The sequence below is a fragment of the Acidovorax facilis genome, from assembly GCF_050626955.1.
Classification (GTDB): domain Bacteria; phylum Pseudomonadota; class Gammaproteobacteria; order Burkholderiales; family Burkholderiaceae_C; genus Acidovorax; species Acidovorax facilis.
This window is the reverse complement of the sequence record NZ_CP192460.1, coordinates 1,832,902-1,858,653: the sequence shown is the minus strand read 5'-3', so window position 1 is coordinate 1,858,653 and position 25,752 is coordinate 1,832,902. Positions and strand designations below refer to the sequence as shown.

The window sequence follows — 25,752 nt, the reverse complement described above, 5'->3', positions numbered from 1 at the left end:
ATGCATTCCGAGCCGTCCTCTTCTTCCTCTCCTGCCTCTGATCCCGCAGAGCCATCCGCTTCGGCCGACGCGCCGCCCCGGTCTCAGCTGGCCCTGCGCCGCGTGGCCATCGACACCTGGCGCGAAAACGTCGCCTACCTGCACCGCGACTGCGCCGTGTATCGGGCCGAGGGCTTCCAGGCCCTGTCCAAGATCGAGGTGCGCGCCAATGGCCGCCGTATCCTGGCCACGGTCAACGTGGTGGACGACCCTGCCATCGTGGGTTGCAACGAGCTGGGCCTGTCGGAAGACGCGTTTGCCCAGCTGGGCGTGGACAACGGCCACACCGTGTCGGTCGCCCAGGCCGAGCCGCCCGAATCGATGGGCGCGCTGTTCCGCAAGATCGCCAGCGAGCGCCTCACCCGCGAGGACTTTGGCGCCATCGTGCGCGACATCGCCGACCACCGGTATTCCAAGATCGAACTCACCGCCTTTGTAGTGGCCTGCCACCGCAGCGAGCTGGACCGGGAGGAGGTGTTCTTCCTCACCGATGCCATGGTGGCCAGCGGCCGGCGCCTGGACTGGCACGAACCGCTGGTGGTGGACAAGCACTGCATTGGCGGCATCCCCGGCAACCGCACCACCATGCTGGTCGTGCCCATCGTCGCGGCGCACGGCATGTTGTGCCCCAAGACGTCTTCGCGCGCCATCACATCCCCTGCCGGCACGGCCGACACCATGGAGGTTCTGGCCAAGGTCGAGCTGCCGCTGGAACAGCTGGCCGACATCGTGCGCGACTACCGGGGCTGCCTTGCCTGGGGCGGCACGGCCAACCTGTCGCCCGCCGACGATGTGCTGATCTCGGTGGAGCGGCCGCTGTCCATCGACTCCGCCGGGCAGATGGTGGCGTCCATCCTGTCCAAAAAGGTGGCGGCCGGTGCCACGCACCTCGTGCTCGACATCCCCATCGGCCCCACGGCCAAGGTGCGCTCCATGCCCGACGCACAGCGTCTGCGCCGCCTGTTTGAATATGTGGCGCGGCGCATGGGCCTGTCGCTGGACGTGGTCATCACCGATGGCCGCCAGCCCGTGGGCAACGGCGTGGGCCCGGTGCTGGAGGCGCGCGACGTGATGCGCGTGCTGCAGAACGACCCGCGCGCACCCGACGACCTGCGGCAGAAGGCGCTGCGCCTGGCTGGGCGCCTGATCGAGTGCGACCCTGATGTGCGCGGCGGCGACGGCTACGCGATTGCGCGCGACATTCTTGATTCTGGCCGGGCGCTGGCGCGCATGAACGCCATCATCGCCGCCCAGGGCAGCACAGGGTTTGACCACAACCACCCGGCACTGGGTGTACTGACACTGGACGTGGTGGCCCCCGCCAGCGGCGTTGTCGCGGGCATCGACAACTACCAGATCGCCCGCGTGGCCCGACTGGCCGGTGCGCCCAAGGTGCCCGGCGCCGGGGTGGACCTGATGCACAAGCTGGGCGACACCGTGGCTGCCGGGGACGTGCTGTACCGCGTGCACGCCAGCTACCCGGCCGACCTGGAGTTTGCGCGCCACGCATGCGAGCGTGACACCGGCTACCGCCTGGGGACCGCTGACGAGGTGCCCAAGGTTTTTGTGGAGTTCTGACAGTGACTGTTGCCCCCCACCAAGCGTGTCTGCTGTACTTTGCCGACGAAGAGGCCCCTGCGCTGCGCCTGGCGCAGGCAGCTGGCATGACTGCCCAGGCCGTCGAGCGCCACCGCTTCCCCGATGGTGAACTCAAGCTGCGTTTGCCCGTCAACGCGGCGGGCCGCCTGCCCCGGCGGGTGGTGCTGCTGCGCAGCCTGCACCAGCCCAATGAAAAGCTGGTGGAACTGCTGCTGGCCGCGCGCACGGCCCGCAGCCTGGGCGCGCAGCAGCTCACGCTGGTAGCGCCGTACCTGGCCTATATGCGGCAGGACATCGCCTTCCACCCCGGCGAGGCCGTGAGCCAGCAGGTGGTGGGCGGGTTTCTGGCGGGCCTGTTCGACGCGGTGATCACGGTGGACCCGCACCTGCACCGCATAAACCGGCTGGAGCAGGCCATTACAGTGCCGCAGGCCGTGGTGCTCAGCGGCGCCGAGCCACTGGCCGACCTGATCGCTGATCGGCGCCCCAATGCACTCCTGGTAGGCCCGGACGGCGAATCCGCCCAGTGGATCGCCCAGGCCGCCGCCCGCCACGGTTTTGACCATGCTGTCTGTACCAAGGTGCGCCATGGCGACCGCCATGTGGCCATTGAACTGCCCTCACTCAACGCACAAGGCCGGGCCGTGGTGCTGCTGGACGACATGGCCAGCACCGGCCGCACGCTGGCGCTGGCCGCGCGGTTGCTGCTGCAGGCGGGTGCCGCCTCGGTGGATGTGGCAGTGACGCACGCACTGTTTGCGGGCGATGCGCTGCAGGTGCTGCATGAAGCCGGGGTAGGGGAGGTGTGGAGCACGGACTGCATCCCGCACCCGAGCAACGCCGTGGCCATGGCCGGGCCGCTGGCCACCGCGCTGCAGTCCGTCCTTCGCACCTGAAAACCCCGGGCTCGGGCTGCGACAATGCGCCATTGCCTCCGACGCTGCGCCCGCACAGCGATTCAACGAATACAGAAACGGTTCCACCATGCTGCTTGACGCCACCGAATCCCAACTCGTCCTGGTCGATTACCAGGAGCGCCTGATGCCCGCCATCTTTGAAGGCCCCGCCGTGCTGGCCAACGCACGCCGCCTGGCCGAGATCGCCCGCATGCTGGATGTGCCCGTGTGGGGCACCGAGCAAAACCCCTCGCGACTGGGTGCCAACGACCCCGCGCTGCGCGCCCTGTGCCAGAAGACCTTGGCCAAGATGCACTTCAGCGCCGCCGAAGAAGGCCTGGGCGAATGGCTGCGCCCCCCGGCCAAGCCGCAGCAGGGCGGCAACGCGCGCAGCCTGCCCAAGCACCTTCAAAAACCCGCTCAACAGGAGCCCGAGCGCGGCACCATCGTCATTGCCGGGTGCGAAGCCCATGTCTGCCTGCTGCAGACCGCACTCGATTTGCTGGAGGACGAGTTTGAGGTGTGGGTGGTGACCGACGCCTGCGGCTCGCGCACCGAACGCAACCGCGACGCCGCCTTCGACCGCCTGGCCGGCGCGGGCGCCGAGCTGGTGACCACCGAGATGGTGGCGTTTGAATGGCTGGGCACCTGCGAGCACCCGGCGTTCAAGGATGTGCTGGGCTTGATCAAGTAGCCAGTTTTTGAGTCTTTTTGCCATCTAGCGCTTATCTATCAAGCGCTAGCAGCTATCAAAATAGTAGTACTCGTTAGGCACCGCCGAGGGCGCTGATTGCTCCCATTCGCCCATGTCCCCTGTCTTGATTGGCCTCGTTCTGCTCGTGGTGTTGCTGGTCCTGAATGTCCAGGCCACCCGCCAGATTGTGCGCACCGGACTGCAAGGTTTTCGCAAAACGATGCTCACGGGCGGTGTGTGGGTGCTGCCGTTCCTGGGTGCCTGGCTGGTGAAGATCCACCTGCAGTCCGCCGCAGTGCCGGCGCCCGGTGAATCTGGTGCAGGGGAGGCCGAGCCAGCCCCCGAGCACCTTGAGGCGCCAGGCGTTGCGAGTTTTGACGTACGGGGGCATCTGCAAAACACACAGAATCTGCCGCAGCTGGATTGGCCCGCGCTGGACGCCTGGGCCCACGGCGCGGGCAATCGTGCACCGGCGGCCGTGGCCGACGCGCTGAACCAGGGCCGACGCGCCTGGCTGCTGCACCTGCGCGATGCGCTGGGCACGCACATGCATCTGCACGGAGGGGCGGATTGCTTCATCCTGTCGCCGCTGGAACCGTCAGTGGCGCGCGCCACCGCGCGCTATGTGACCACCACACGTCAGCGCATCGACCGGCTGCTGGCGGGCATGGCGCATTTCCCCGTGGCCGAAAAAAGCATCTTGCTCGTGCTGGATGACGAGGACACCTACTACCACTACGTCGCGCAGTTCTATGGATCGGACGGCGAGTTTGCGCGCAGCGGCGGCATGTTCATCCACTTCGGTTGCCCGCATTTTGTGGTCGTGGCAGCCGACCTTGCAGCCATCGAGCCGGTGATTGCCCACGAGATGACGCACAGCGCGCTGGCCCACCTGCACCTGCCCACCTGGCTGGACGAGGGCCTGGCTGTCAACACCGAGCGCCGCCTGAAGGGCGCGCCACCAGCACAGCACACCCCCGCGCAACTGCACCATCTGCACCAACGCTTCTGGACGCCCGAGCGCATGCAGGAGTTCTGGGCGGGCACGTCGTTTCAGCGCACCGACGACGGCAACCTGCTGTCCTATGAGCTGGCGCGCATTCTGGTGGACCACATGGCGCGCGACTGGGCCGCGTTTACCGCTTTTGTGACCACAGCGCAGCGCCGCGATGCCGGGGCGCAAGCGGCGGTCGAGGTGTTGTCCGTGGACCTGGGGAGCAGTGTGGGCGCCTTGCTGGACATTGTCGATAACGAGGGCTGGGCGCCAGACCCTGCGCGTTGGGGTGGGGCAGCGGCGTGAGGTAGCACTGGTCAGCGGCGGTCATCTAATTGAAGACACCCGAGCGCCCAAAGCCTATGCTTGGGCAGCCCAACAAGGTGGTTTTTCATGTACCGACATTTTTATTCTTCGTCTTCCCCTGTTTTTTGGGTCAACTTGCGCCGCGCGGCGCCTGAAGGGGCGAGGCGGTCGTTCTTTACGTCGTGTGCATGGCTATTGGCGACGTTCACGACGTTGGCGGCGCTCAGTGGCTGCAGTGCAGTCCCACAGGCCGCGGATCCCAACTCCGACGCCCCCGAGGCGGCGTTTGCCCCGCGTGGCCCATTCATCGACGCGCCGACATACGACGAAGCGCTGCAGCGCTGGCAGAGCCCAGAAGATATCAACGCCTGGATTGGCGCGCGGTTCCGGTACGACACAGACCGCGCGATGCAGCTGTCTGAAACCCAGCGCCAGGCCAGCGGGCGCATGCCCATCCTGGCGCCTGACGCCTTTTTTGCAGCCCCCCGCGGCGTGTGTGTGGACGTGGCCCGTTTTGCGCTGGAGACGCTGCGAACCCTGCAACCCGGCGTGCAGCCGCGCTACCTGATGATCGAGTTCGACCCCGTCTCTGTGCGCGGCAACACGCTGCGCCGACACTGGCTGGTGTCGTTCGAACGGGGCGGGCAGCATTATTTTTTTGCCGATTCCAAACGCCCAGGCCACATCGCCGGGCCGTACGCAAGCGTGCAGGCCTTTGTGGACGAATACGCGCACTACCGCGGGCGGCGCATTGTGGCTTTCAGCGAGCGGGAGTCCTATGAGCGCAGGCTGCGCACCCGGGCGGTTGCTGAACCGGCATCGTGAGATGGGTAGAGGTTTGGGCCGCCTCTGAGTGAGCCAAGGTATGGCGCATGGAATGGGCCCAAACCCCGATCATTGCGACACACGGGGCCGCGATTAGAAATAGGAGTGATTTTTGCCTCTAGCGCATAACCAACAAGCGCTGATAGCTATCATTTTTAGAGATACAACGAAGCTGTGGACGGGTGTCCAGTCAGTCCCGGCTCAACCCGTGGGCAATGCTGAGGCTTTGGCTTGCACCGGTTGGCCCGCCGCGATCCAGCCGTCGATGCCACCTTGCAGAAAACGCGCCTTGATGCCTGCGGCACGCAGGCGCAACGCGGCGGAACGGCTGACCTCGTGGCCATAGACGCAGTACACCACCACCTCTTCGTCGGTCGGCAGCTCACCGGCCCAGGCGTCGATGGCCACCGGGTCGCGCCAGGGGGCATCGGGCAGGATGGTGGTGGCGGCGTTGTAAACACCAGCGCGGCGCACATCGATGCGATGGCGTGCCTGATGCGCGTCTTGTACCGATGCTTCCAAGCCCTCGCTGGCGGCGTGGACCGCGCGCTGGTAGCGCTCGTACACGGCAGGCCAGTCGATATTGGCCATGAAGGCATCGACATACGCGCCCGCTGCAGCGCCGTGGTCGAGGTGGTAGGCATGTTCATACATGTCCAACGCGAGGATGGGCACCCCACCGGAAGCAGCCTGGGTGTGGTCGCTGGCCCACTGGTTGACGAGCGTGCCATCGCGCGGCTGGAACACCAGCAGCACCCATCCCGAGCCGCCGCCCAGTGCCTTGCCCATGGCGACAAACTCTTCACGCCAGCGCTCCGCGCTGCCGAAGCTGGCCCCCAGGGCCAGCAACATGCCGGGGGCAGGGGCGGCGCCACCGCCGCCCAAGCTGCCAAAGTACAGTTCGTGCAGCAGCATCGAATTGCTGGCGATCAGCTCCTCGCGCTTGAGTCCATTGACGACAAAGCCGGGCGTGGAGGCAAAGTCCAGCCCCGAGAGCTGCGCCCGGATGGCGTTGAGCCGCGCCACCGCACCGCCATAGTTGTTCTGGTGGTGGCTGCGCAGCAGCCTTTCGGACAGGCCGGGCAGCGTGGCCGGGTCAAGGGGAAGGGCTTGGGGGCGTGCTTGCATGGGGATACTCCCGGGAAGTGGATGACAACTGGTTCAGGCCAGCCAGGGTTTGAGGAAGGTCACTGCCAACCCCACGGCCGCGCACAGCCCCAGCAGCGGCATCACCCCCAGCTTGAAGCGGAACAGCGCCAGCAGTGCGCCCACGGCGATCACCGCCGACACGGCATCGAACGCCCCGCCAAAACCCTTGGGCCATAGCAGGTGGTAGGCAAAAAACAGCGCCAGGTTCAGGATCACACCCACCACTGCGGCGGTGATGGCCGACAGCGGGGCGGTGAAACCGAGCTTGCCGTGGGTGGCCTCTACCGCCGGGCCGCCCGCAAGGATGAAGATAAACGAGGGCAGAAAGGTCACGAACGTCACCACCGTGGCGGCGGCAGCAGCGCCTGCAAACAGCGCTTCCGGCCCCCACACCTGCTGCAGCCAGCCGCCCACGAAGCCGACGAAGGCCACCACCATGATCAGCGGGCCGGGCGTGGTCTCGCCCAGCGCCAGGCCGTCGATCATCTGCGGGCCGCTGAGCCACTGGTATTGCTCCACAGCGCCCTGGTAGACGTACGGCAGCACGGCATAAGCGCCGCCGAAGGTGACCAGCGCGGCCTTGGTAAAGAACCAGCCCATCTGCGTGAGCGTGCCTTGTACGCCCTGGGTGACGACCAGCGTTGCCATGGCCGCCAGCCACAGCGCCAGCCCGGCCGCCAGCACCTTGGCCAGGTGGCTGCGCGAGAAGCGGGCGTGGGCGGGCGTGGGGGTGTCGTCGTCGATCAGTGCTGGACCGTAGCCCTTGTGGCCGTCAGCATGGCCGCCTCCGAGGGCAAACACGCCAGGCCAGCGTTGTGCGCCAAAGTAGCCTATCAGCCCGGCCGTCAGGACGATGGCAGGGAAGGGCGTATCGAACGCAAAGATGGCCACAAACGATGCAGCAGCGATGCCCCACATCCAGCGGTTCTTGAGAGCCCGCGTGCCAATGCGGTGCGCTGCGTGCAGCACCAGTGCGGTCACGGCGGGTTTGATGCCATAGAAGATGCCCGCCACCACCGGCACATCGCCAAACCGCAGGTACACCCACGACAGCGCGATCAGGATGAACAGCGAAGGCAGCACAAACAGCGCCCCGGCCACGATGCCGCCCCAGGTGCGGTGCATGAGCCAGCCGATGTAGGTGGCCAGTTGCTGCGCCTCGGGGCCGGGCAGCAGCATGCAGTAGTTGAGGGCGTGCAGAAATCGCTTTTCGCTGATCCAGCGGCGGCGCTCCACCAGCTCGGCATGCATGATCGCAATCTGACCTGCAGGCCCGCCAAAGCTGATGAAACCGAGCTTGAGCCAGAACAGGAAGGCCTCGCCAAAGCTTACGGGGGTGGGGCGGTCCAGGGCGGAGGGGGTGGGCGCAGGGGTGGTCATGTTGCGGCGCTGGTCAGCGGAGTCTGAGAGGATGGAAGGGTGGTTGGCACGGCGTACAAGGCGTCGAACACCTGCGCGGCGGCCTGGGCGAGGGCGTCGTCATCCGCATGCACTTCGCGCAGGCCAGCCAGCACGGCCTCCAGCCCGGCGGCTTCGGGCACGGGCATGCCGCCGGTGTCCAGATAGTGCACGGCGCGGGCCAGGCGCTGCAGGCGGGGGTCGGCTTCGAGCCCGAAGCTGGCAATGAGCACCTCGAAGGTCACCAGGGCACCCACATGGGTGAACCGGGCGCCATCAAAGTCAAAGCCCAGGACATCAGCAGGCGGCGATGCCGGTTCGGCCAGCCACACAAAACGCGCACCCGGGTCAACGAATCGGCGGATCAGCCAGGCGCAGGCCAGGCGGTCCACCCAGGGCCGCGCCCGCGTCGCCCAGCGCTGGTTCTGGAACTGGGCGGTGTCAAGGCGCTTGATGCCATGGGCCGGCAGGGCGGCGGGTTCCCCGCGCGAGAAGCAAACGTCCAGGGCCTGCCGCAGGCTGGCCAGGTCAGCATCGGCCTGCGCGGCTGCGGCGCCGGGGTAGTAGTCGATGCGGTGCAGTGCCTGCAGTGCATCGGCAACGTTGCGCAGGCGGCGGCGCGCTTCGGTTTCCGTGAGCTGTGCGAGCTCGGCTTGCAAGGTGCTGGCCGTGTCGCGCCACTGCGAGAAGGCCTCCGTGCGGTCGAACAGCGCTTCGATCTCCTGGCGCTGCATGTTGTCAGGAGCGGTCAGGGTCAGGAGCATGGCCGTGCCGCCGTGTTCTCGCACCTCGGCGGCGATGGGCGCCAGCAGGCCTGCGTGTTCTTCAGGCAGTAGGTAGGCGCCGTCGCGCAGGGCGGCGCAACCCAGTGCCTTGAGATTGCGCCAGATGCGCAGCCGCACGGCGTTGGGCTGCGTCGGCAGCGTCATGATGAGGGTGGACCACATGGCATTGAAGTATATGCATTAAGTAGTGAAATAGTTATTTCTATTTCAAAAATCGTCATCACCAAAGATTCCTTGCATGCCGGGTGCTTCTGGTCATACAAGGGAGCGGTGCAGACGAACAGGCATCCGGTACACAGGAACAGCGCCCAATGCAGGGCGGCAGTCGCTTTTGTCCATGAAGATGTGGCGCCGTGTAAGTGGATTCAGGGCCGATGCCAAGCCCTGCGTCAGTTTGCCGCAAGCCCGTTATGAATAATTATGAATTCAAAACCTGCTGTCTTGGCAGGCCGAGAGAGATGCCGAGGAGACCCCCACAATGACCGCTTACGCTGATTTCTACCGCCAGTCCATCGACCACCGCGACGCCTTCTGGAGCGAACAGGCGCAGCTGATCGACTGGAAGACGCAGCCCCAGCAGGTGTGCGACTACAGCAAACCGCCCTTTGCCAAATGGTTTGTGGGCGGCACCACCAACCTGTGCCACAACGCCGTAGACCGGCACCTGGCCACGCGCGCCAGCCAGGCGGCGCTGGTGGCCATTTCGACCGAAACCGATACCGAGCGCAGCTACAGCTTTGCCGAGCTGCATGCTGAAGTGCAGCGCATGGCAGCCGTGTTGCAGAGCCTGGGGGTGAAGAAGGGCGACCGCGTGCTCATCTACATGCCCATGATTGCCGAAGCCGCTTTTGCCATGCTGGCTTGCGTGCGCATTGGGGCGCTGCATTCGGTGGTGTTTGGCGGCTTTGCGTCGGGCTCGCTGGCCTCGCGCATCGAAGACGCCGAACCCGTGGCTGTGGTCAGCGCCGATGCCGGGTCGCGCGGTGGCAAGGTGGTGCCTTACAAGCCATTGCTGGACGAGGCCATTGCGCTCTCCAAACACAAGCCCGCCGCTGTACTCATGGTGAACCGCGGCTTGGCCCCCATGCACCTGCAGCCGGGCCGCGACCATGAATGGGCGCCGCTGCGCGAGCAGCACCTGAACACCGTGGTGCCGTGCGAATGGGTGGAGTCCACCCACCCTAGCTACACGCTGTACACCAGCGGCACCACGGGCAAACCCAAGGGCGTGCAGCGCGACACCGGTGGCTACACCGTGGCGCTGGCCGCCAGCATGAAGCACATCTTTGATGCCAAAGCGGGTGACACCTACTTTGCTACCAGCGACATCGGCTGGGTGGTGGGTCACAGCTACATCGTCTATGGCCCGCTGATCGCGGGAATGACGACCATCATGTACGAAGGCTTGCCCACGCGACCCGATGCCGGTGTGTGGTGGAGCATTGTCGAAAAGTACCAGGTCACCCACATGTTCTCGGCACCCACGGCGGTGCGGGTGCTCAAGAAGCAGGACGCCAGCTGGCTCAGGAAGTACAACGTCTCCACCCTCAAGGCCCTGTGGCTGGCGGGCGAGCCGCTGGACGAGCCCACGGCCCAGTGGATCAGCGACGCGCTGCAGGTGCCCATCATCGATAACTACTGGCAGACCGAAACCGGCTGGCCCATCCTGACGCTGGCCAATGGCGTGGAGCAGCAGACCACACGCTTTGGCAGCCCCGGCAAGGCCATGTACGGCTACCACGTCAAGCTGATCGACGAGAGCAACGGCGAAGAACTGACCGGTGCCAACCAGAAAGGCGTGGTCGCCATCGAAGGCCCGCTGCCCCCCGGCTGCATGCAGACCGTGTGGCGCGACGATGCACGTTTTGTGAACACCTATTGGAAGAGCATTCCCGGTCGGCTGATCTACAGCACCTTCGACTGGGGCATCCGCGACGCCGACGGCTACCACTTCATCCTGGGCCGCACGGACGACGTGATCAACGTGGCAGGCCACCGCCTGGGCACGCGCGAGATCGAGGAGAGCATTGCCTCCCACCCCAACATCGCCGAAGTGGCCGTGGTGGGCGTGGCCGACAGCCTGAAGGGCCAGGTCGCCATGGCATTTGCCGTGGCACGCGATGCGTCGGGCCTCACGGACGATGCAGCGCGCCTCAAGCTCGAAGGCGAAGTGATGAAGCAGGTGGACCACCAGCTCGGCGCGGTGGCCCGGCCGTCGCGTGTGTACTTCGTGACCGTGCTGCCCAAGACCCGCAGCGGCAAACTGCTGCGCCGCGCTCTCCAGGCCGTGGCCGAGCGGCGCGACCCGGGTGACTTGACGACGATGGAAGACCCGGCGGCGCTGCAACAGGTGAAGGACCTGGTGGGGTGACGAGCCTTTTCGACCCGCAGTGGGCTCCGTACAAGGGCCGCCGTGCTGTTCGCGTGGGGCTTGGCACGCCAGGGCTCAGGAGATCACCAGGGTGAAGTAGCCAAACTCCATGTCGGTCGCTTCGGACACTGCTGTGACGGTGGCGTTGGGATTGGATGTGGTCACGCTGTCAGTCGTGATGCCATTGATGACGGCGTAGACGGAGTAGACATCGCTGATTTCCACTGTGACCTGCACGAATGAGTCAGGCACTACGACGTCTTGTACTGGCACACCTTGGTGCGTGATCTGGAAGGTCACCGGGCCAAGGCTGGTTTTTTCGAATTGCATCTGGTTGGCAACGCTACTGGGTGTTGTCACCACTTCGAATTCGTAGGTTTGCTGGGCGCGCTGCTGCTTCACCTGCGCCAGAAAACGGGTCGCACCACTGACTGCTATCGGTGCGGAGGTATAGGTGTTGCCTTCCAGTATGGTGCTGGCCGTGATCTCGAAAGTTTCGGCCTCCGGGACGGATAGCGTCGCGCCGGGGGCGAGGCCCGGCAGGCGGGCGAGGGCCAGCCCACCCCGGTGAATCACGTACTGGGCGATGTACGAGGTGCTGTTGGTCAAAGTCAAAGCGCTCATGGGACCCCTCCGATAGTAAGAAAAGAACGGAGATTCATTTTTACCGCCTTGGCGGTTGCAGCGCCCGGATTTTTTGCCATCGGCGCAGTGCGCTGGCACCGGGCCAGAGCGGGGCGAGACTCCGGCCGGAGCGCAGTCACGCAGGCCGGTTTTTCTGCCACCCCACCGGCGGTTGCCACCCTGGCGTCCAGCCGATGAAATCCTGTAGCGGCATGGGCCGGGCGATGCAGTAGCCCTGGGCCTGCATGCAGCCCAGCTGCAGCAGCATCTGGCCTTGTTCGATGGTTTCCACGCCTTCGGCAATCACGCGGTAGCCGAAGGAGCGGGCCAGGCCGATGACCCCCTGCACGATGGCCAGGTCGCCGGGGTCGCCCATCATGCCGTGCACAAAACTCTGGTCGATCTTGAGCGTGTCCATGGGCAGGCGGCGCAGGTAGGTCAGCGACGAGTAGCCGGTGCCAAAGTCGTCCAGCGACACCGCCACCCCCAGTGCACGCAGCGCCGTCAGGGTTTGCGCCACGGCGGTCAGGTCGTAGAGGGCGGCGCTTTCGGTGATCTCGATTTCCACCAGGTGGCCGGGCACGCCTGGGTGGCGGGCGATGCACCGGGCCATCCAGTCGGCAAAGTCTGGGTTTTGCAGGTGCTGGGCGGCGATGTTGATGCTCAGCGGCAGGTGCAGTCCGTGTGCCTGCAGTTGCGCCAGCACGGTGAGTGCGGCTTCGACCACCCATTCTCCAAAGTCGATTTCCAGCTCGGTGCCCTCCAGCAGGGGCAAGAACTCGCCCGGCGGCACCAGGCCGCGTTCGGGATGCTGCCAGCGCGCCAGCGCTTCGGCACCCACCACGGCCCCACTCCTCATGTCCACCTTGGGCTGCAGGTACAGCGTGAACTGCGCGGCGGCCAGGGCCTCGCGTAAGTGGCGGCCCTGTTCGCGCTGCAGTTGCAGGGCGCGTTCCTGCGCAGCGTCGAACTGGTGGAACCGGTTGCGCCCGGCCTGCTTGGCGGCGTACATGGCCTGGTCGGCGTGGCGCAGCAGGGCGTCGGCGTCGGCGTCATCCTGCGGGAACACGGTGTAGCCGATGCTGGCAGTGACCACCACACGCTCGGTGTCGAGTGTGTAGGGCGCTGAGATGTTGTCCATCACCCGGTGCAGCATGCGCTCGCAGTCTCCCACGGATTCAAGGTCGGGCATGAGGATCACGAACTCGTCGCCGCCCAGGCGCGCCACCGTGTCCAGCGGGCGCAGCGCGCGTGTGAGGCGGCCCCCCACCACCACCAGCAGGCGGTCGCCCGCGCCGTGGCCCAGGCGGTCGTTGACGGGCTTGAAGCCGTCCAGGTCCAGGTAGGCCACACCCAGTTGCCGACCGTTCTGGCGCGCCTGGTCCATGCACTCCTGCAGCTTGCGGGCCAGCAGCACGCGGTTGGGCAGACCCGTGAGGGCGTCAAACAGGGCCAGCCGCTGCAGCAGAACCTCTTGCTCGCGCTGGGGCGTGACGTCAATGGCCACGCCCAGCATGCGTGCGGGGCGGCCCGCCGCATCGAAGCCCACGATCTTGCCCAGGTTGCGCAGCCAGCGGGCGGGGTCGCCCGGCTGGTTCACGCGCCAGGTGGCGTCGAACGGGGTGCCGGGGTGGGTGGTGTGGCGGGCCAGTTCGCTGGTGATGCGGTCGATGTCGTCGGGGGCAATGCCGGCGGTCCACTGCGTGGAGGCCAGTGGGGTGTGGGGCGTGTCCAGGCCTCGCATGGCGTGCCAGCGGCTGTCGCCGGTGACGGTGCCTGTCTGCAAATTCCAGTCCCACAGGCCCAGCGATGCCGCCGAGATGGTGAGCGAGAGCAGTTCCTCGCGTTCCCGCACCTGCTCTTCGTTGCGTTTGCGGTCGGTGATGTCGTGCACCGAGAACAGCCAGCACGGCTCGCCATCGAATTCGGTGGCGCGCATGGACTGCAGCACGGTGCGGGGTGGGCCGCCACGCACATTCAGGTTGACCTCGTAGCTGCTCAGGTGGCCCGAGCGCTCCACCTCCGCAATCAGCTTTTCGCGGTCGTGTGCGGTGAAGATGCCCAGCTCGACCGCAGTGCGGCCAATGGCCTCCTCGCGCGGGATGCCCAGCATGTCCACCCAGGCGGGGTTGATGTCCACATAGCGTCCGTCGCGGCGGTGCGACAGGCCCATGGGGTAGGGCATGAGCTGAAAGATGCGCGAGAAACGCTCTTCGGACTGGCGCAGGCGCTGCTCGGCGCGCTTGGCCTCGTCGATGTCCTGCATCACGCCGCGTACGCGGGTCACGCGCCCGTTTTCGATCACCGGCTCGCCCATGGCGCGCACCCACACCAGCCGACCGTCGGTGTGCAGCACCTCGATCTCCATGCTCCACTCGCGGCGCTCCAGAATGCTCAAGCGGAAGTTGGCGCGCAGCGTTTCGCGGTAGGCGGGCGCCACATGGCGGTCGATGTAGTCGTGGGGCAGCGGCGAACCGGGGGGCAGGCCGTGGATGTCAAAACACACGTCTGACCAGTAGACCAGGCCCTTGCCGCGCTCGTCCTCCCAGGCACCCAGCCGGGCCAGGCGGCCGGCCTGCTGCAGCAGGCCATTGAGGGCCCGCAGCTCGTCACTGGCGCGGTGGGCTTCGGTCATGTCATGGAAAACGAACACAAAACAGTTTTCGCCATCCACAAGCACGGAGCGTGCCGACATCAGTCCCGGGATGCGTCCGCCCTCGCGCTGCGCAACCAGCGGCAGGCGGTCCACCTTGCCGTCGCGGCGGAAGGTCTCCACCAGCCGCTTGCGTTCCTGTTCAGAGGCCCAGATGTTCAGCTCGGTCGATGTGCGGCCGATCACCTCCTCGCGCGGGCGCCCCAGCACCTCGCAGAATGCGGGGTTCACGTCGATGTAGCGGCCGTCCGAGATGCGCGAGATGCCTGCGGGGTCGGGCAGCGTCTGGTAGAAGGTCGTGTACTTGGCCTCGGACGAGCGCAGCGCATCTTCGGCCGCGCGGTGGGCGGTGATGTCCACGTCCATGCCGATGAGGCTGGTCGGCCGGTTCTGGGCGTCGCGCGTGGCCACCGTGCCGCGCGACATGAGCCAGTGCCAGCGGCCCTCGGTGTCCATCACCCTGAATTCGGCTTCGTAGCTGTCTTCCAGCCCGTCCATGGCCCGCGCCAGCCTGGCCGCATTGCGCTCGGCATCCTGCGGGTGGCGCCGGGCATACCAGCGCTGCCACAGGTCTGGCGCCTCCAGATCGGCGGCGGTGATGCCGAAGGTGTCGTAGAAGCTGCCGTGGCAGCGGAACTGGCGCTGCACCGCATCCCACTCCCAGTGCCCGCCACCCATGGAGTCGAGCACCAGGCGCAGCCTGCGCTCTTGTTGTGCAAGGGCTTGCTGGATGTCGCTGCGTGAAAGCTCGGAGCGCGCCCCGTTGGCCAGCAGCAACCGGCCCACGCCCAGCATCAGCACCCCGGCGCCGTGGTGCCATGGCAGGCTTCGCGCCATGTCGGATGCGCCGTCGGTAGCCCACAGGCTGCCAGACACGGCCAGGGGCAGGGTCAGCGTCAGGCCGATCAGTGCAGCCCATTTGGGCACCTGCAGGCGTGCCCCCACATGGCGCCACAACAACCCCGTGGCCACCGACACGCCCAGCACGGCAACGGCTGGAACCGCATCGGACATATCAGTGCGCACCGCTGCCACCAGGGCGATGAGCGCCGCAATGATGGCCGCCGGAAACCTGAAAAAGAGCGCCAGAAACGCCGCCACCGTGGGGTAGGCCACCACCCGCAGCTCGGGGGCGTTCCAGCGCAGCGCCTCAAAAGAAATCCAGGAAACGAGGCCGCCTGCCAACCCCAGCAGCAGCAAGGTGCGGCGCGACGGGTGCAAGGACTCGCGCGGCGGCAGCCAGGCCAGCACCAGCAGCAGCGACATCAGCGCTGTGGCGGCCAAAAGGGTGTTGTTACCCATGGAAAACCCCTGGGCAAGCCAATTGCGGCGGGGTAGCCGCAGGCCAGGAGTTGCAGGGGGAGCGGCCGGGGATGTGTGTGGCAGTACAGCGCCCGGTGCCGTTGACGGACTTGGTCAGATGGCAAAAGCCCGAAGAAAACCCCATGGGCCAAGTTTAGGGCCGTTCTGAGGCGGGCAGGGCGGGCCTGAGTGTCCTGATAAGTCCGGTTGACAACAATGTGCCGCACACGATGACCACGGCGCAGCCCACCATCCAGGGCGTGATGCGTTCGCCCAGGAAGACCGTGCCGTACAAAACCGCAAACACGGGGGTGATGAAGGTCACGGCCAGCGCCCGGCTGGGGCCGGCACTGGCGATCAGGCGAAAGTACAGGATGTAGGCAATGCCCGTGCACAGCACCGCAATGGCAATGATGGCGCCCCAGGCGCGCAGGCCTGGCATCTGCGCAGGCCAGAACCACAGCGTGGGCAGGGCCAGTCCCAGCGCCGCGCCCAGCTGGCTGCCGGTAGCGGTGGCCAGCGGTGGAATGCCCGTGAGGTAGCGCCGCGCAAAGCTGGCCGACAGCCCGTAGAAGCTCGAAGCCAACAGGCAGGCGGCAATGGCCCATTCGGCGCTGTCACTCTTGAACCCGGTGCCCGCTGGCGCACGCCAGGCCAGCAGCGCCACGCCCACAAAACCCAGTGCCAGGCCCGCCCAGCGCAGGCGGTTGATGCGGTCACCCAGCCACATCCAGGCCACCAGCGCGCCAAACAGCGGCACGGTGGCGTTGAGGATGGAGGTCAGGCCCGTGGCAATGTGCAGCACAGCCCAGGAAAACAGCGCAAATGGAATGGCCGAATTGATGACCCCCGCAAACAGGATGGGCCGCCAGTGCTGTCGCAGCGCAGGCCAGTGGCCCTGGCGCAGCATGATGGGCCACAGGAACACCGTGGCCAGCGCCACGCGCAGCCCGGCCGTGGGCAGAGGGCCGAAGTCGGACGCACCCAGCCGCATGAACAGAAAGGACGCGCCCCACAGCGCCGCCAGCAAGATGAATTCGCCGATCCAGGTGGAAACGGGCTGGTTGCCGGGGCTGTTCATGCATGTCCTTTGCGGAAAGCGTTGGGGGAGGTGGAGGGCAGCGCATTTTCCAGCGTCAGCAAGACCGCTTTGCGATCAAGGCCACCGGCATAGCCCGTCAGGCTGCCGTCCGATCCCACCACGCGGTGGCAGGGCACCACCACGCTGATCGGGTTGCGGCCCACGGCGGCGCCCACTGCGCGCACGGCCAGGGGGCGGCCCAACTGGCGGCTCAAGGCGCCGTAGCTGGTGGTGGCACCCCGGCCGATGGCCAGCAAGGCACGCCACACAGCCTGCTGAAACGGCGTGCCACCCGAAAGGTCCAGCGGCAGGTCAAACCCCGCACGTTGCCCGGCGAGGTACTGCTGGAGCTGGTGGGCGGCTTCCTTCAGCACGGGGTGGCTTGCCGTGTCAGCCCAGGCCGTGGGGCCATGAAGCCGCTGGCTGGGCTCGTGGCGCTGGCCTTCAAACCAGACGCCGACCAAGCCGGCGGGCGACGCCGCCAGGCGCACGGGCCCCAGCGCGGTGGAGGTGCGCATTTGCACGGTGTGGGGGTGAAATTGCATGACTGAATGAACGATTTTTAGATGAAATTGGCCTCCAGCGCTTGATGGATAAGCGCTAGCAGCTCCTACTTTGATAGTGATGGAACTGGTGGCAAGGCACCCGCCGGGGTGCCCGCTGCCCAGGCGCGCAGCACCGCGTAACTGCGCCAGGGCCGCCAGGCCTGCGAGGCCTCGCCTGCGGCGCGGGCCGGGTTCTTGTGCCCCTGCACGCCCAGGGCCTTGTGCAGCGCCACATCCCCGGCCGGAAACGCATCGGGCCAGCGCAACACGCGCATGGCGATGTACTGGGCCGTCCAGTCGCCAATACCGGGCAGGGCGCACAGCGCGGCCGTGGTGCTGGCCACGTCGGCGCCCGCGTGCAAGGCCAGCGTGCCGCCATCCACGGCGCGGGCCAGCGCCACAATGGCAGCCTGGCGCTGGCGCACGATGCCCAGCTGGCCCAGGGTGTCGCCGTCGGCCGCTGCCAGCGTGGCAGCGGTGGGGAACAGGCGGTTCAGCCCGGGCCAGGGCGTTTCGATGGGCTCACCCAGCCTCTCCACCAGCCGCTGGCCCAGGGTGCGCGCAGCGGCCACGGTGATCTGCTGGCCCAGCACGGCGCGCACGGCCAGCTCAAAGCCGTCGAACGCACCGGGCACCCGCAGGCCGTCGCCCTGGGGGAAGTGCTGGTGCAGCACGGCGTTGATGGCCGCGGGGTCGGCATCCAGGTCGAGCATGGCGCGCACGCGGCGGATCACGAGCGGCAACACGGGGTACAGGCTGTCGCTGGTCTGCAGCAGCACCTGGTGGCGGGCCCCGTCAAAGCGTGCGCTGAACCATCCCGTGGTTTCGCCGGGCAGGCCGGTGCAGGAAGCGGGCAGACGCACCGTGCGCCGCAGCGTGGTCTCCTCCGGCAGCACCCATTCCACACCGTGGAACTGCCGCCGTTCAAAAAAGGCCAGCAGTGCGGGCACATCAAACGGCGGGCGCCAGGCCAGGCGCAAGGTGCTGGTGGGTTGCGCCCCTGCGGTGGTGCCGCTGCGCCGCAGCTGTGTGGGGTTCAGGCCGTAGTGCCCCGAAAACGCCGCATTGAACCGCCGCACACTCGCAAAACCACTGGCCAGCGCCACCTGGGTAACGGGCATGGGGGTATCGGTGAGCAGTTGTTTGGCGGTCAGCAGCCGGCGCGTCTGCAGGTATTGCAGGGGCGACACGCCAAGGGCCGCCTCAAAAATGCGGCGCAGGTGCCGGTCGCTCACGCCCAGGCGCTCGGCCAGCCGGGCCACGGTGGCACTGCCTTCGCCGGGCGCGGACGGGGCGGGCCACAGGTCGGGCGCATCCAGCAGGCGCACGGCCTGCTGCACCAGGATGCCACTGGCGTCCTGCACCGACCACACCAGCGCCTGCGGCGCTAGCTCGGGCCGGCAGCGCAGGCAGGGGCGAAAGCCCGCGTTCTCGGCCTGTGCGGCCAGCACAAAAAAGCGGCAGTTCTCGCGCCGGGGCGTGCGCACGGCGCACACGGGGCGGCAATAGATGCCGGTGGAGGTCACCGCCGTGAAAAAATGCCCGTCAAACCGTGCATCCCGCGCCAGCACCGCCAGGTAGCGGCCTTCGTCCAAGGCGGTGTCAGGTGCCTGGGCAACGGGTGGGGTGGGGGGGGAGGGCAGATTCATGGGCTGGATCATAGGAGCCGGGGGTGTTTTCACTGGCCGTTTTCGGACATGTGCCTCAGCCCAACGCGAGGGTTTGCCCCCAGTACCCCCGGAGGGCGCGCCTACAATGCAGCGGACTTCCAAAAACAGCCCAACTCCCTACGCGAAAGGCCCCTGCGTGCAGCCCACACCCGCCATTTTCAAAGCCTACGATATCCGCGGCATTGTGCCGTCCACGCTCAACGAAGAAGTTGCGCTCGGCCTGGGCCGGGCCTTTGGCACGGCAGCCCGCGCCGAGGGGCAGACCACCGTGGCGGTGGGGCGCGACGGGCGCCTGTCGGGCCCGGCCATCTCGGGTGCGCTGATCCAGGGGCTGGTGGAGGCGGGCATTGAGGTGATCGATGTGGGCCTGGTGACCACGCCGCTGCTGTACTTTGCAGCCAGCACGCTGTGTGCCAGCGGCATTCAGGTCACCGGCAGCCACAACCCCAGGGACTACAACGGCTTCAAGATGGTGCTGAACGGCCGCGCCATCTATGGCGAAGAAATCCAGCAGCTTCGCCGCACCATGGAGCAGGAAACCTGGCAGCTGCTGCCCGGCGGCTCGGTGCGCCATGTGGACGTGCTGCCCGCGTACCGCGAACGCATCGTGGGCGATGTGAAACTGGCCCGCCCGATCAAGATCGTGGTGGACTGCGGCAACGGCATCGCGGGCGCCTCGGCGCCGGACATCTTCCGAGCCCTGGGCTGCGAAGTGATCGAGCTGTTCTCCGAGGTGGATGGCAACTTCCCCAACCACCACCCCGACCCGAGCAAGCCCGAGAACCTGCGTGACTTGATCGAGGCCCTGAAGGCCAGCGACGCCGAGTTGGGCCTGGCGTTTGATGGCGATGGCGACCGCCTAGGGATCGTGACCAAGGACGGCACCAACATCTTCCCCGACCGCCAGATGATGCTGTTTGCGCAAGACGTGCTCTCGCGCGTGCCCGGCGGCGAGATCATCTTCGACGTGAAGTGCACCCAGCGCCTGGCGCCTGCCATTGCGGCCGCTGGCGGCGTGCCGGTGATGTTCAAGACCGGCCACTCGCTCATCAAGGCCCGCATGAAGGAGACCCACTCCCCGCTGGGCGGCGAGATGAGCGGCCACATCTTCTTCAAGGAGCGCTGGTACGGCTTTGACGACGGCACCTACGCGGGCTGCCGCCTGCTGGAAATCCTGAGCAAGTCCACCGACCCGAGCGCCGTGCTCAACGCGCTACCCACCAGTTTCTCCACCCCCGAGCTGAACGTGGCCTGCGCCGAGGGCGAACCCCACCGCCTCACGGCCGAGCTGCAGGCCCTGGCTGCAGAGACCTTTGCCGCGCCCTCTCAGATCAGCACCATCGATGGCCTGCGCGTGGACTGGCCCGACGGTTTTGGCCTGATCCGTGCCAGCAACACCACGCCGGTGCTGGTGCTGCGCTTTGAGGGCCACACCACCGAGGCCCTGGCCCGCATTGAAGCGGCCATGCTGGCCCTGCTGCACCGGGTCAAGCCCGATGCGCACGTGGGCGCCGCCAGCCACTGACGCCGTATCGTCGAACCCACCGCGCCCCTCTTTCTGTATTTGTTGTTGAACCGCCCTGCATGAAACCGTCACTGTCCACCCCCTTGCGTGTTGCCGCTGCCCAGTCGCCCTCGGCGCCGGGTGATGTGGCGCGCAACGTGCAAACGCACCTGGCCTTTGTGCGGACGGCGGTGCACGAACGTGTGCTGGTTCTGGTGTTTCCCGAGCTGTCGCTCACGGGGTATGAACCGAACCTGCTGGCGGCCAACGTGCTGTCGGCCGACCATCCCGCGCTGGCCCCCTTGCGGCAGTCTGCCCAGCAACATGGCATCACCCTGGTGGTGGGCGCCCCGGCTGCGCCGGTGGTGGCGGGCGCCTTGCCCGCCATTGGCGCCTGGGTGCTCGGGGCCGACGGCAGTGTGGCGCTGTACCGCAAACGCCACCTGCACCCCAGCGAGGAGCGGTTCGCCAGTGCTGGCACCGACGACGCCCAGGTGCTGTTGCTGGCCGGTGAACCCACGGCGCTGGCCGTGTGTGCCGACATCACCCACCCCGAACACGCAATGGCCGCCAGCAATGCGGGCGCCGCGCTCTACGCGGCGGGCGTGCTGATTTCCGAGAAGGCCTATGGGGCCGAATCGGCTCTGCTGCAAGGCTATGCCCGCGACCACGACATGGCGGTGCTGGTGGCCAACTACAGCGGGCCCTCTGGCGGCTACGTGAGCGCGGGTCGCAGTGCCTTCTGGGCACCCGGTGGCCACTGCGTGGCAGCCGCGCCCGGTGACAGCCCCAGCCTGGTGTGGGCGGCACGGGGCGACAGCGGCTGGACGGGCGGGGTGGTGGAGCTGGTCGGCTGATCCGCTGATCGATCCCCCGCATGAACGCTGCCCGCGCCCTGTATTCGCTGGTGACCTGGTGCGCGCAGCCCTTGCTGCGCCGCAAGCTGCGCCGCCGCGCCGTGGCCGAACCTGGCTATGCCCATGCGGTGGGCGAGCGTTTTGGCCGGTATCCGGTGCCCATGGACAGCATGGTGTCGCACCACAGCGTTGATCCGATAGGCCAGTTTGTCTGGGTCCACGCAGTATCGCTGGGCGAAACCCGCGCCGCCGCCATCTTGCTGGCCCAGCTGCGCGAGCAGCTTCCGGGCATGCGCCTGCTGCTCACCCATGGCACGGCCACCGGGCGGGCCGAGGGCGAAAAGCTTCTGCTGCCCGGCGACGTGCAGGTGTGGCAGCCCTGGGATACACCGGGCGCCGTGGCGCGCTTTCTGCGCACCTTTCGGCCGGCCATCGGCATCCTCATGGAAACCGAGGTCTGGCCCAACCTGGTGGCGGGCTGTCAGCAGCGTGGCGTGCCGCTGGTGCTGGCCAATGCCCGTTTTAACGCCAAGTCGCTGCACAAGGCCCAGCGCCTGGCAGCGCTGGCCCGGCCCGCCTATGGGGGGTTAACCGCTGCCTGGGCCCAGACCGAAGACGACGCCACCCGCCTGCGGGCCATCGGCGCCCCCGTGCGCGGCGTGTTTGGCAATCTCAAGTTTGACGTGGTGCCCGACGCCCGCCAGATCGCCCAAGGCCGGGCCTGGCACACCCACACCGGGCGCCCCGTGGTGCTGCTGGCCAGCAGCCGGGAGGGCGAGGAGGCAATGTGGCTCGAAAACTTCAAGCCAAAACAGGCCGCAGCGCATGATGGACAATCGCAAGCAGCTATTAATAATATAGCAAATGGCGTGCAATGGCTCATCGTGCCGCGCCACCCTCAGCGGTTTGACGAGGTGCAACAGCTGCTCCTGCGCGCTGGGCTCACCGTATCGCGCCGCAGCCACTGGGCGGCAGAACCCGAGGCGGCCGACGTGTGGCTGGGGGATTCACTGGGCGAAATGGCGCTGTACTACGGCCTGGCCGATGTGGCCTTGCTGGGTGGCAGTTTTGCCCCCCTGGGCGGCCAGAACCTGATCGAGGCCGCCGCCTGCGGCTGCCCTGTGGTGCTGGGGCCGCATACCTTCAACTTTGCCGAGGCGGCCGAGCTGGCCTGCGCGGCAGGTGCCGCGCAGCGCGTGCTAGACATGGCCGCAGGGATGGCAGTGGCCACTGATTTAGCCACGGTTGCCGCGCAGCAGGCTGCCGCCAGTGAGCGAGCCACGCTTTTTGCCACGGCGCACCGGGGTGCAGCGCGGGCCACAGTGCAGGCAATTTTGGAAATCGTACAAACCGACTCACGTTGATAGGTGCCCCCCTCCGGTAACTGCTACAGCATCGGTCTGCCAGAGCGGTGACGGACTGCCGCCGCAAAATGCGCTGAGAGATACGGTAAATGCACCCAATCCGCTGATTGCAAAATACACGTAAATTTGTGAGTGCAAAAATGAGTAGCTTCCTATCCTGAATTCACAATACTGTAGCTATTACATTGGCTTCAGCAATCGCTTCTGGCGGATGTATTGCGGCTTCTCTTGACAAAAAATCAAATTGTGAACATTCGATATTGAATGAATCGGCGGGCGTTAACTTTGTCGCGGGTTTGCCAGTTTACGTGTCACCCAAAAAAATTATTGTCTCTACCGGCTGCCAGACTATGTGGGATTCCAAAGGTCGCATCACGATGCAGATATTTTTTAGCAAAGGAAAGGTTGTTCAGTACATTGAGTACGCAGAGAATGGCATTGCAGAATTGATTTGCGAATATGTCGAAGGAGCTGCGCTTCCCAAAACTTGCCCGAACTTGAATACCCTTGCAAATGGTTTCGCAATTCTTAGTGATGAAATTGAAAAGTCGCTGCCAACATTTGATGATCTGCGCCGTAAAACGGAAGTGCGAAAGTAGTGCCGCCTGGAAATCTGGCTGCGCCTAAAAGCAAATTCACGATCTAGAAGTCGATCAATAAATTGGATTGATGGAGACGAATGTTTTGGTGGCGCTTAAATTGGAGATCCGCCGCAGCGTTGGACTGACAATTGCGAATTTGTTTGCAATGGTCCTTGCAAGTTTGCTTTCAAATTTGGCGGTGGCGGCAGAAACACCCGCTTTTGCTCTAACGGTGACACCAGCCAAGGGCTTGGTTGGCCCTCAACTAAGAATGGAGCTGAAAAATATCAGCTCCGATTCGAAGGTGATTTTTCAAGGCGCACTGCCCTGGGTAGACGGAGTGTCAGCTGCTCGACTTGTTGGTTTCAGCGGTAACTTGGAAGAGGGCGATGAAGCGTTGACACCAATCAGGCCCGCCGGAGCCTTATTTCACAGTTTGACTGAAATCGTGATCGATTCAGGTGCGTCTTTGATAGGCAACGTTGATCTCGAAGAACGCTTCCCTGGAATAAATGAGCTACTTCGAAAGGAGTCTATTATTGTGTACTGGGTATATCGTCCGTTAGACGCAAGTCTCGTCAAGCATCAGGAGTTGACGGGAGCCGTGTTTTTGCAAAGACACCCCGAATAGGGTTGCCTATATGGATGAGTATTAATCAAACGAGATTATTGGAACGCAGCTTCTGATATGTCGTGACCCGAGCGGCTCCAAAACGTCGATTGGTGCATCATGTAGGCGCCCTGGGGACGCCCTCACAAGTTTTTTACTACTTCACCAGCAAGGCGTTGATCGCCTCAATGTCCTGCTGCGTCAGCGTGCCCGCCGCCTGGCGCAATTTCAGCGTGCCGAGCAGCACGTTGTAGCGGGCCTGGGCCAGGTCGCGCTTGGTCTGGAAGAGCTGGCTTTGGGCATTGAGCACGTCGATGTTGATGCGCACGCCCACCTGATAACCGAGCTTGTTGGCATCGAGCGCACTCTGGCTGGAGGCTTCGGCAGCCTCCAGGGCCTGCACCTGGCCCTGGCCGGATTGCACGCCAAAGAAGGCGGCGCGCGTGGCCTGGGCCACGTTGCGGCGCGTGGTCTCCAGGTCGGCGCTGGCCTTTTCTTCCAGCGCCAGGGTTTCCTTCACGCGGTTTTGCACCGCAAATCCGGCAAACAGCGGCAGATTGAAGGCCACGCCCACGCTGGCGCTGTTGGTGCGGTTGTTCACGCCGGGCGCCGTGATGGTGCCGTTCGGGTTGCGCGTGACGTTGTAGCCCACCTGCAGGTCCAGGGTGGGCAGGTGGCCGGTTTCGGCCTTTTTGGTTTCAAGGCGGGCAATGTCCAGCGCGATGGCGGCCTGGCGCACGCCGGGCTGCTGGTCGCGTGCGATGTCCACCCAGGTGGTCACGTTGTCGGGCTGCACCGTGGGCAGTTGCACGGGCAGCGCCAGCGGCTGGGGCTTGGTGCCGGTGATGCCCACCAGCTGGTCCAGTGCCAGGCGTTTCACGCGCAGGTCGTTTTCGGCCGCGATTTCCTGGGCCACCACCAGGTCGTAGCGGGCCTGGGCCTCGCGCGAATCGGTGACGGTGGTGGTGCCCACCTCGAAGTTGCGCTTGGCGGAGGCCAGTTGTTCTGACACGGCCGCTTTTTGCGCCTGCACGAAGGTCAGGGTGTCCTGCGCGGCCAGCACGTCAAAGTAGGCCTGACTCACGCGCACCAGCAGGTCTTGCGTGGCGGCGTCCAGCTGCGCCTGGGCCACGTCAATGCCGCGCTGGCCTTGCTCCAGCGTGATGCGGTTGGCGGGGCGGTACAGCGGTTGAGAGGCCTGCACGCCCACCGTCTGCGTGGTGCCGGTGTTCTCCACAGGCGGGCGGCTCAGTTCCACATTGGCGCGGCTGAGTCCGGCCGTGAGCGCGGCGCTGGGCAGCAGGCCGGCGCGGGCCTGGTCGGCGCGGCGGGATGCTGCGTCAAGCTGGGCTCGGGCCGACTGCCAGGTCGTGTCATAGGTGCGTGCCGATTCCACCAGCTCCAGCAGGCTCTGGGCGTGCGCCGGGGCGCTCAGCGCCGCGCCGAGCGCCAGGGACAGAAGTGACAGGGAGAGGGGCCGGTGCGGAGTCATGGGGGTCCTTCGGAAGAGTCTGCGGTTCGATGGGAGAGCGGGGTGCCAGGGGCGTGATCAATAGCGGGGCACGGTGGGGTCGTTTTCGTGCGACCAGGCATCAATGCCACCGGTGATATTGGCCAACTGTTCAAACCCGTTGTGTTGCAGGAACGATGCCACCCGCAGGCTGCGTGCGCCGTGGTGGCACAGGCACGCAATGGGGCGGGCGGGGTCCAGCTCGGCCAGTCGCCCGGGCAATTCGCCCATGGGGATGGCCACCAGTTCAAACCCGTCGGCGCGCACGCTGGCGGTCTGCAGCTCCCAGGGTTCGCGCACGTCCAGCACCAGGGGCTGGCTGCCTTCGGGTGCGGCGGCAAACCAGGCAGACAGCTGGGCGGGGCGGACGTGATCGATCATGCAGAACTCCGAAG

General features: G+C 66.0%; 21 protein-coding genes. 11 read left to right on the top strand and 10 right to left on the bottom strand.

What is annotated here, in order from left to right; all coding sequences use genetic code 11:
- The 5 genes from ACQ4MJ_RS08330 (at window position 1) to ACQ4MJ_RS08310 (ending at window position 5,353) form a co-directional block, all read left to right on the top strand.
- Entirely contained in the window at window positions 1–1,617 is a 1,617-nt protein-coding gene (locus ACQ4MJ_RS08330) for a thymidine phosphorylase family protein (protein WP_233559260.1), read from the top strand.
- 2 nt (window positions 1,618–1,619) lie between these two features.
- The gene (locus ACQ4MJ_RS08325) at window positions 1,620–2,534 is read left to right on the top strand and encodes a ribose-phosphate diphosphokinase (protein WP_055396125.1); all 915 of its coding nucleotides are present in this window, start codon (window positions 1,620–1,622) and stop codon (window positions 2,532–2,534) included.
- 88 nt (window positions 2,535–2,622) lie between these two features.
- Entirely contained in the window at window positions 2,623–3,228 is a 606-nt protein-coding gene (locus tag ACQ4MJ_RS08320) for an isochorismatase family protein (protein ID WP_055396123.1), read from the top strand.
- 112 nt (window positions 3,229–3,340) lie between these two features.
- Window positions 3,341–4,528: a hypothetical protein gene (locus tag ACQ4MJ_RS08315; RefSeq protein WP_431152997.1), complete on the top strand. Its 1,188-nt coding sequence runs from the start codon at window positions 3,341–3,343 to the stop codon at window positions 4,526–4,528.
- 195 nt (window positions 4,529–4,723) lie between these two features.
- Window positions 4,724–5,353 (top strand): hypothetical protein, encoded by a 630-nt coding sequence (locus ACQ4MJ_RS08310; protein WP_121420143.1) that lies wholly within the window; start codon window positions 4,724–4,726, stop codon window positions 5,351–5,353.
- A 201-nt stretch (window positions 5,354–5,554) separates the two neighbouring features.
- On the opposite strand, the gene ACQ4MJ_RS08305 is transcribed toward ACQ4MJ_RS08310, so the two are convergent.
- The 3 genes from ACQ4MJ_RS08305 to ACQ4MJ_RS08295 are packed head-to-tail and all read right to left on the bottom strand — an operon-like array spanning window position 5,555 to window position 8,847.
- The gene (locus tag ACQ4MJ_RS08305; RefSeq protein ID WP_431152998.1) at window positions 5,555–6,481 is read right to left on the bottom strand and encodes a Fe-Mn family superoxide dismutase; all 927 of its coding nucleotides are present in this window, start codon (window positions 6,479–6,481) and stop codon (window positions 5,555–5,557) included.
- 33 nt (window positions 6,482–6,514) lie between these two features.
- Entirely contained in the window at window positions 6,515–7,882 is a 1,368-nt protein-coding gene (gene chrA / locus ACQ4MJ_RS08300) for a chromate efflux transporter (RefSeq protein WP_431152999.1), read from the bottom strand.
- The gene (locus tag ACQ4MJ_RS08295; RefSeq protein WP_431153000.1) at window positions 7,879–8,847 is read right to left on the bottom strand and encodes a chromate resistance protein ChrB domain-containing protein; all 969 of its coding nucleotides are present in this window, start codon (window positions 8,845–8,847) and stop codon (window positions 7,879–7,881) included. The genes chrA and ACQ4MJ_RS08295 overlap by 4 nt, the downstream gene beginning before the upstream one ends.
- 274 nt (window positions 8,848–9,121) lie before the next feature.
- Here ACQ4MJ_RS08295 and ACQ4MJ_RS08290 point away from each other — a divergent pair, with 274 nt between their 5' ends.
- A complete protein-coding gene (locus ACQ4MJ_RS08290) occupies window positions 9,122–11,056 on the top strand; it encodes a propionate--CoA ligase (protein ID WP_431173708.1) in 1,935 nt (644 codons plus the stop codon).
- A gap of 75 nt (window positions 11,057–11,131) precedes the next feature.
- Here ACQ4MJ_RS08290 and ACQ4MJ_RS08285 read toward each other — a convergent pair whose 3' ends face one another.
- From ACQ4MJ_RS08285 to ACQ4MJ_RS08265, 5 genes are all read right to left on the bottom strand, one after another.
- On the bottom strand, window positions 11,132–11,680 hold the full coding sequence (locus ACQ4MJ_RS08285) for a hypothetical protein (protein ID WP_055401930.1): 549 nt from the start codon (window positions 11,678–11,680) through the stop codon (window positions 11,132–11,134).
- A 136-nt stretch (window positions 11,681–11,816) separates the two neighbouring features.
- Window positions 11,817–15,635, bottom strand: a complete 3,819-nt coding sequence (locus ACQ4MJ_RS08280; RefSeq protein WP_431153003.1) for a sensor domain-containing protein — start codon at window positions 15,633–15,635, stop codon at window positions 11,817–11,819.
- A gap of 154 nt (window positions 15,636–15,789) precedes the next feature.
- Window positions 15,790–16,716, bottom strand: coding sequence for a DMT family transporter (locus ACQ4MJ_RS08275; RefSeq protein WP_055401926.1), 927 nt, complete (start codon window positions 16,714–16,716; stop codon window positions 15,790–15,792).
- The gene (locus ACQ4MJ_RS08270) at window positions 16,713–17,261 is read right to left on the bottom strand and encodes a methylated-DNA--[protein]-cysteine S-methyltransferase (RefSeq protein ID WP_121420150.1); all 549 of its coding nucleotides are present in this window, start codon (window positions 17,259–17,261) and stop codon (window positions 16,713–16,715) included. The genes ACQ4MJ_RS08275 and ACQ4MJ_RS08270 overlap by 4 nt, the downstream gene beginning before the upstream one ends.
- Before the next feature lie 65 nt (window positions 17,262–17,326).
- Window positions 17,327–18,910 (bottom strand): DNA-3-methyladenine glycosylase 2 family protein, encoded by a 1,584-nt coding sequence (locus ACQ4MJ_RS08265; protein ID WP_233573420.1) that lies wholly within the window; start codon window positions 18,908–18,910, stop codon window positions 17,327–17,329.
- Between the two features lie 157 nt (window positions 18,911–19,067).
- Here ACQ4MJ_RS08265 and ACQ4MJ_RS08260 point away from each other — a divergent pair, with 157 nt between their 5' ends.
- The 5 genes from ACQ4MJ_RS08260 (at window position 19,068) to ACQ4MJ_RS08240 (ending at window position 23,868) form a co-directional block, all read left to right on the top strand.
- Window positions 19,068–20,456, top strand: coding sequence for a phosphomannomutase/phosphoglucomutase (locus tag ACQ4MJ_RS08260; RefSeq protein WP_055401757.1), 1,389 nt, complete (start codon window positions 19,068–19,070; stop codon window positions 20,454–20,456).
- A gap of 59 nt (window positions 20,457–20,515) precedes the next feature.
- Window positions 20,516–21,292 carry a carbon-nitrogen hydrolase family protein gene (locus ACQ4MJ_RS08255; protein ID WP_055401755.1) on the top strand — a complete coding sequence of 259 codons (777 nt, stop codon included), beginning with the start codon at window positions 20,516–20,518 and terminating at the stop codon, window positions 21,290–21,292.
- Between the two features lie 20 nt (window positions 21,293–21,312).
- A complete protein-coding gene (locus ACQ4MJ_RS08250) occupies window positions 21,313–22,656 on the top strand; it encodes a 3-deoxy-D-manno-octulosonic acid transferase (RefSeq protein ID WP_431153004.1) in 1,344 nt (447 codons plus the stop codon).
- 185 nt (window positions 22,657–22,841) lie between these two features.
- Window positions 22,842–23,255, top strand: coding sequence for a hypothetical protein (locus ACQ4MJ_RS08245; RefSeq protein WP_431153005.1), 414 nt, complete (start codon window positions 22,842–22,844; stop codon window positions 23,253–23,255).
- Between the two features lie 70 nt (window positions 23,256–23,325).
- On the top strand, window positions 23,326–23,868 hold the full coding sequence (locus ACQ4MJ_RS08240) for a hypothetical protein (RefSeq protein ID WP_147433243.1): 543 nt from the start codon (window positions 23,326–23,328) through the stop codon (window positions 23,866–23,868).
- Window positions 23,869–24,004: 136 nt separating this feature from the next.
- Here ACQ4MJ_RS08240 and ACQ4MJ_RS08235 read toward each other — a convergent pair whose 3' ends face one another.
- Both ACQ4MJ_RS08235 and ACQ4MJ_RS08230 read right to left on the bottom strand, forming a co-directional pair.
- Window positions 24,005–25,339, bottom strand: coding sequence for a TolC family outer membrane protein (locus ACQ4MJ_RS08235; RefSeq protein WP_431153006.1), 1,335 nt, complete (start codon window positions 25,337–25,339; stop codon window positions 24,005–24,007).
- Between the two features lie 57 nt (window positions 25,340–25,396).
- Window positions 25,397–25,738 carry a rhodanese-like domain-containing protein gene (locus ACQ4MJ_RS08230; RefSeq protein WP_121420154.1) on the bottom strand — a complete coding sequence of 114 codons (342 nt, stop codon included), beginning with the start codon at window positions 25,736–25,738 and terminating at the stop codon, window positions 25,397–25,399.
- Between the last annotated feature and the right edge of the window lie 14 nt (window positions 25,739–25,752).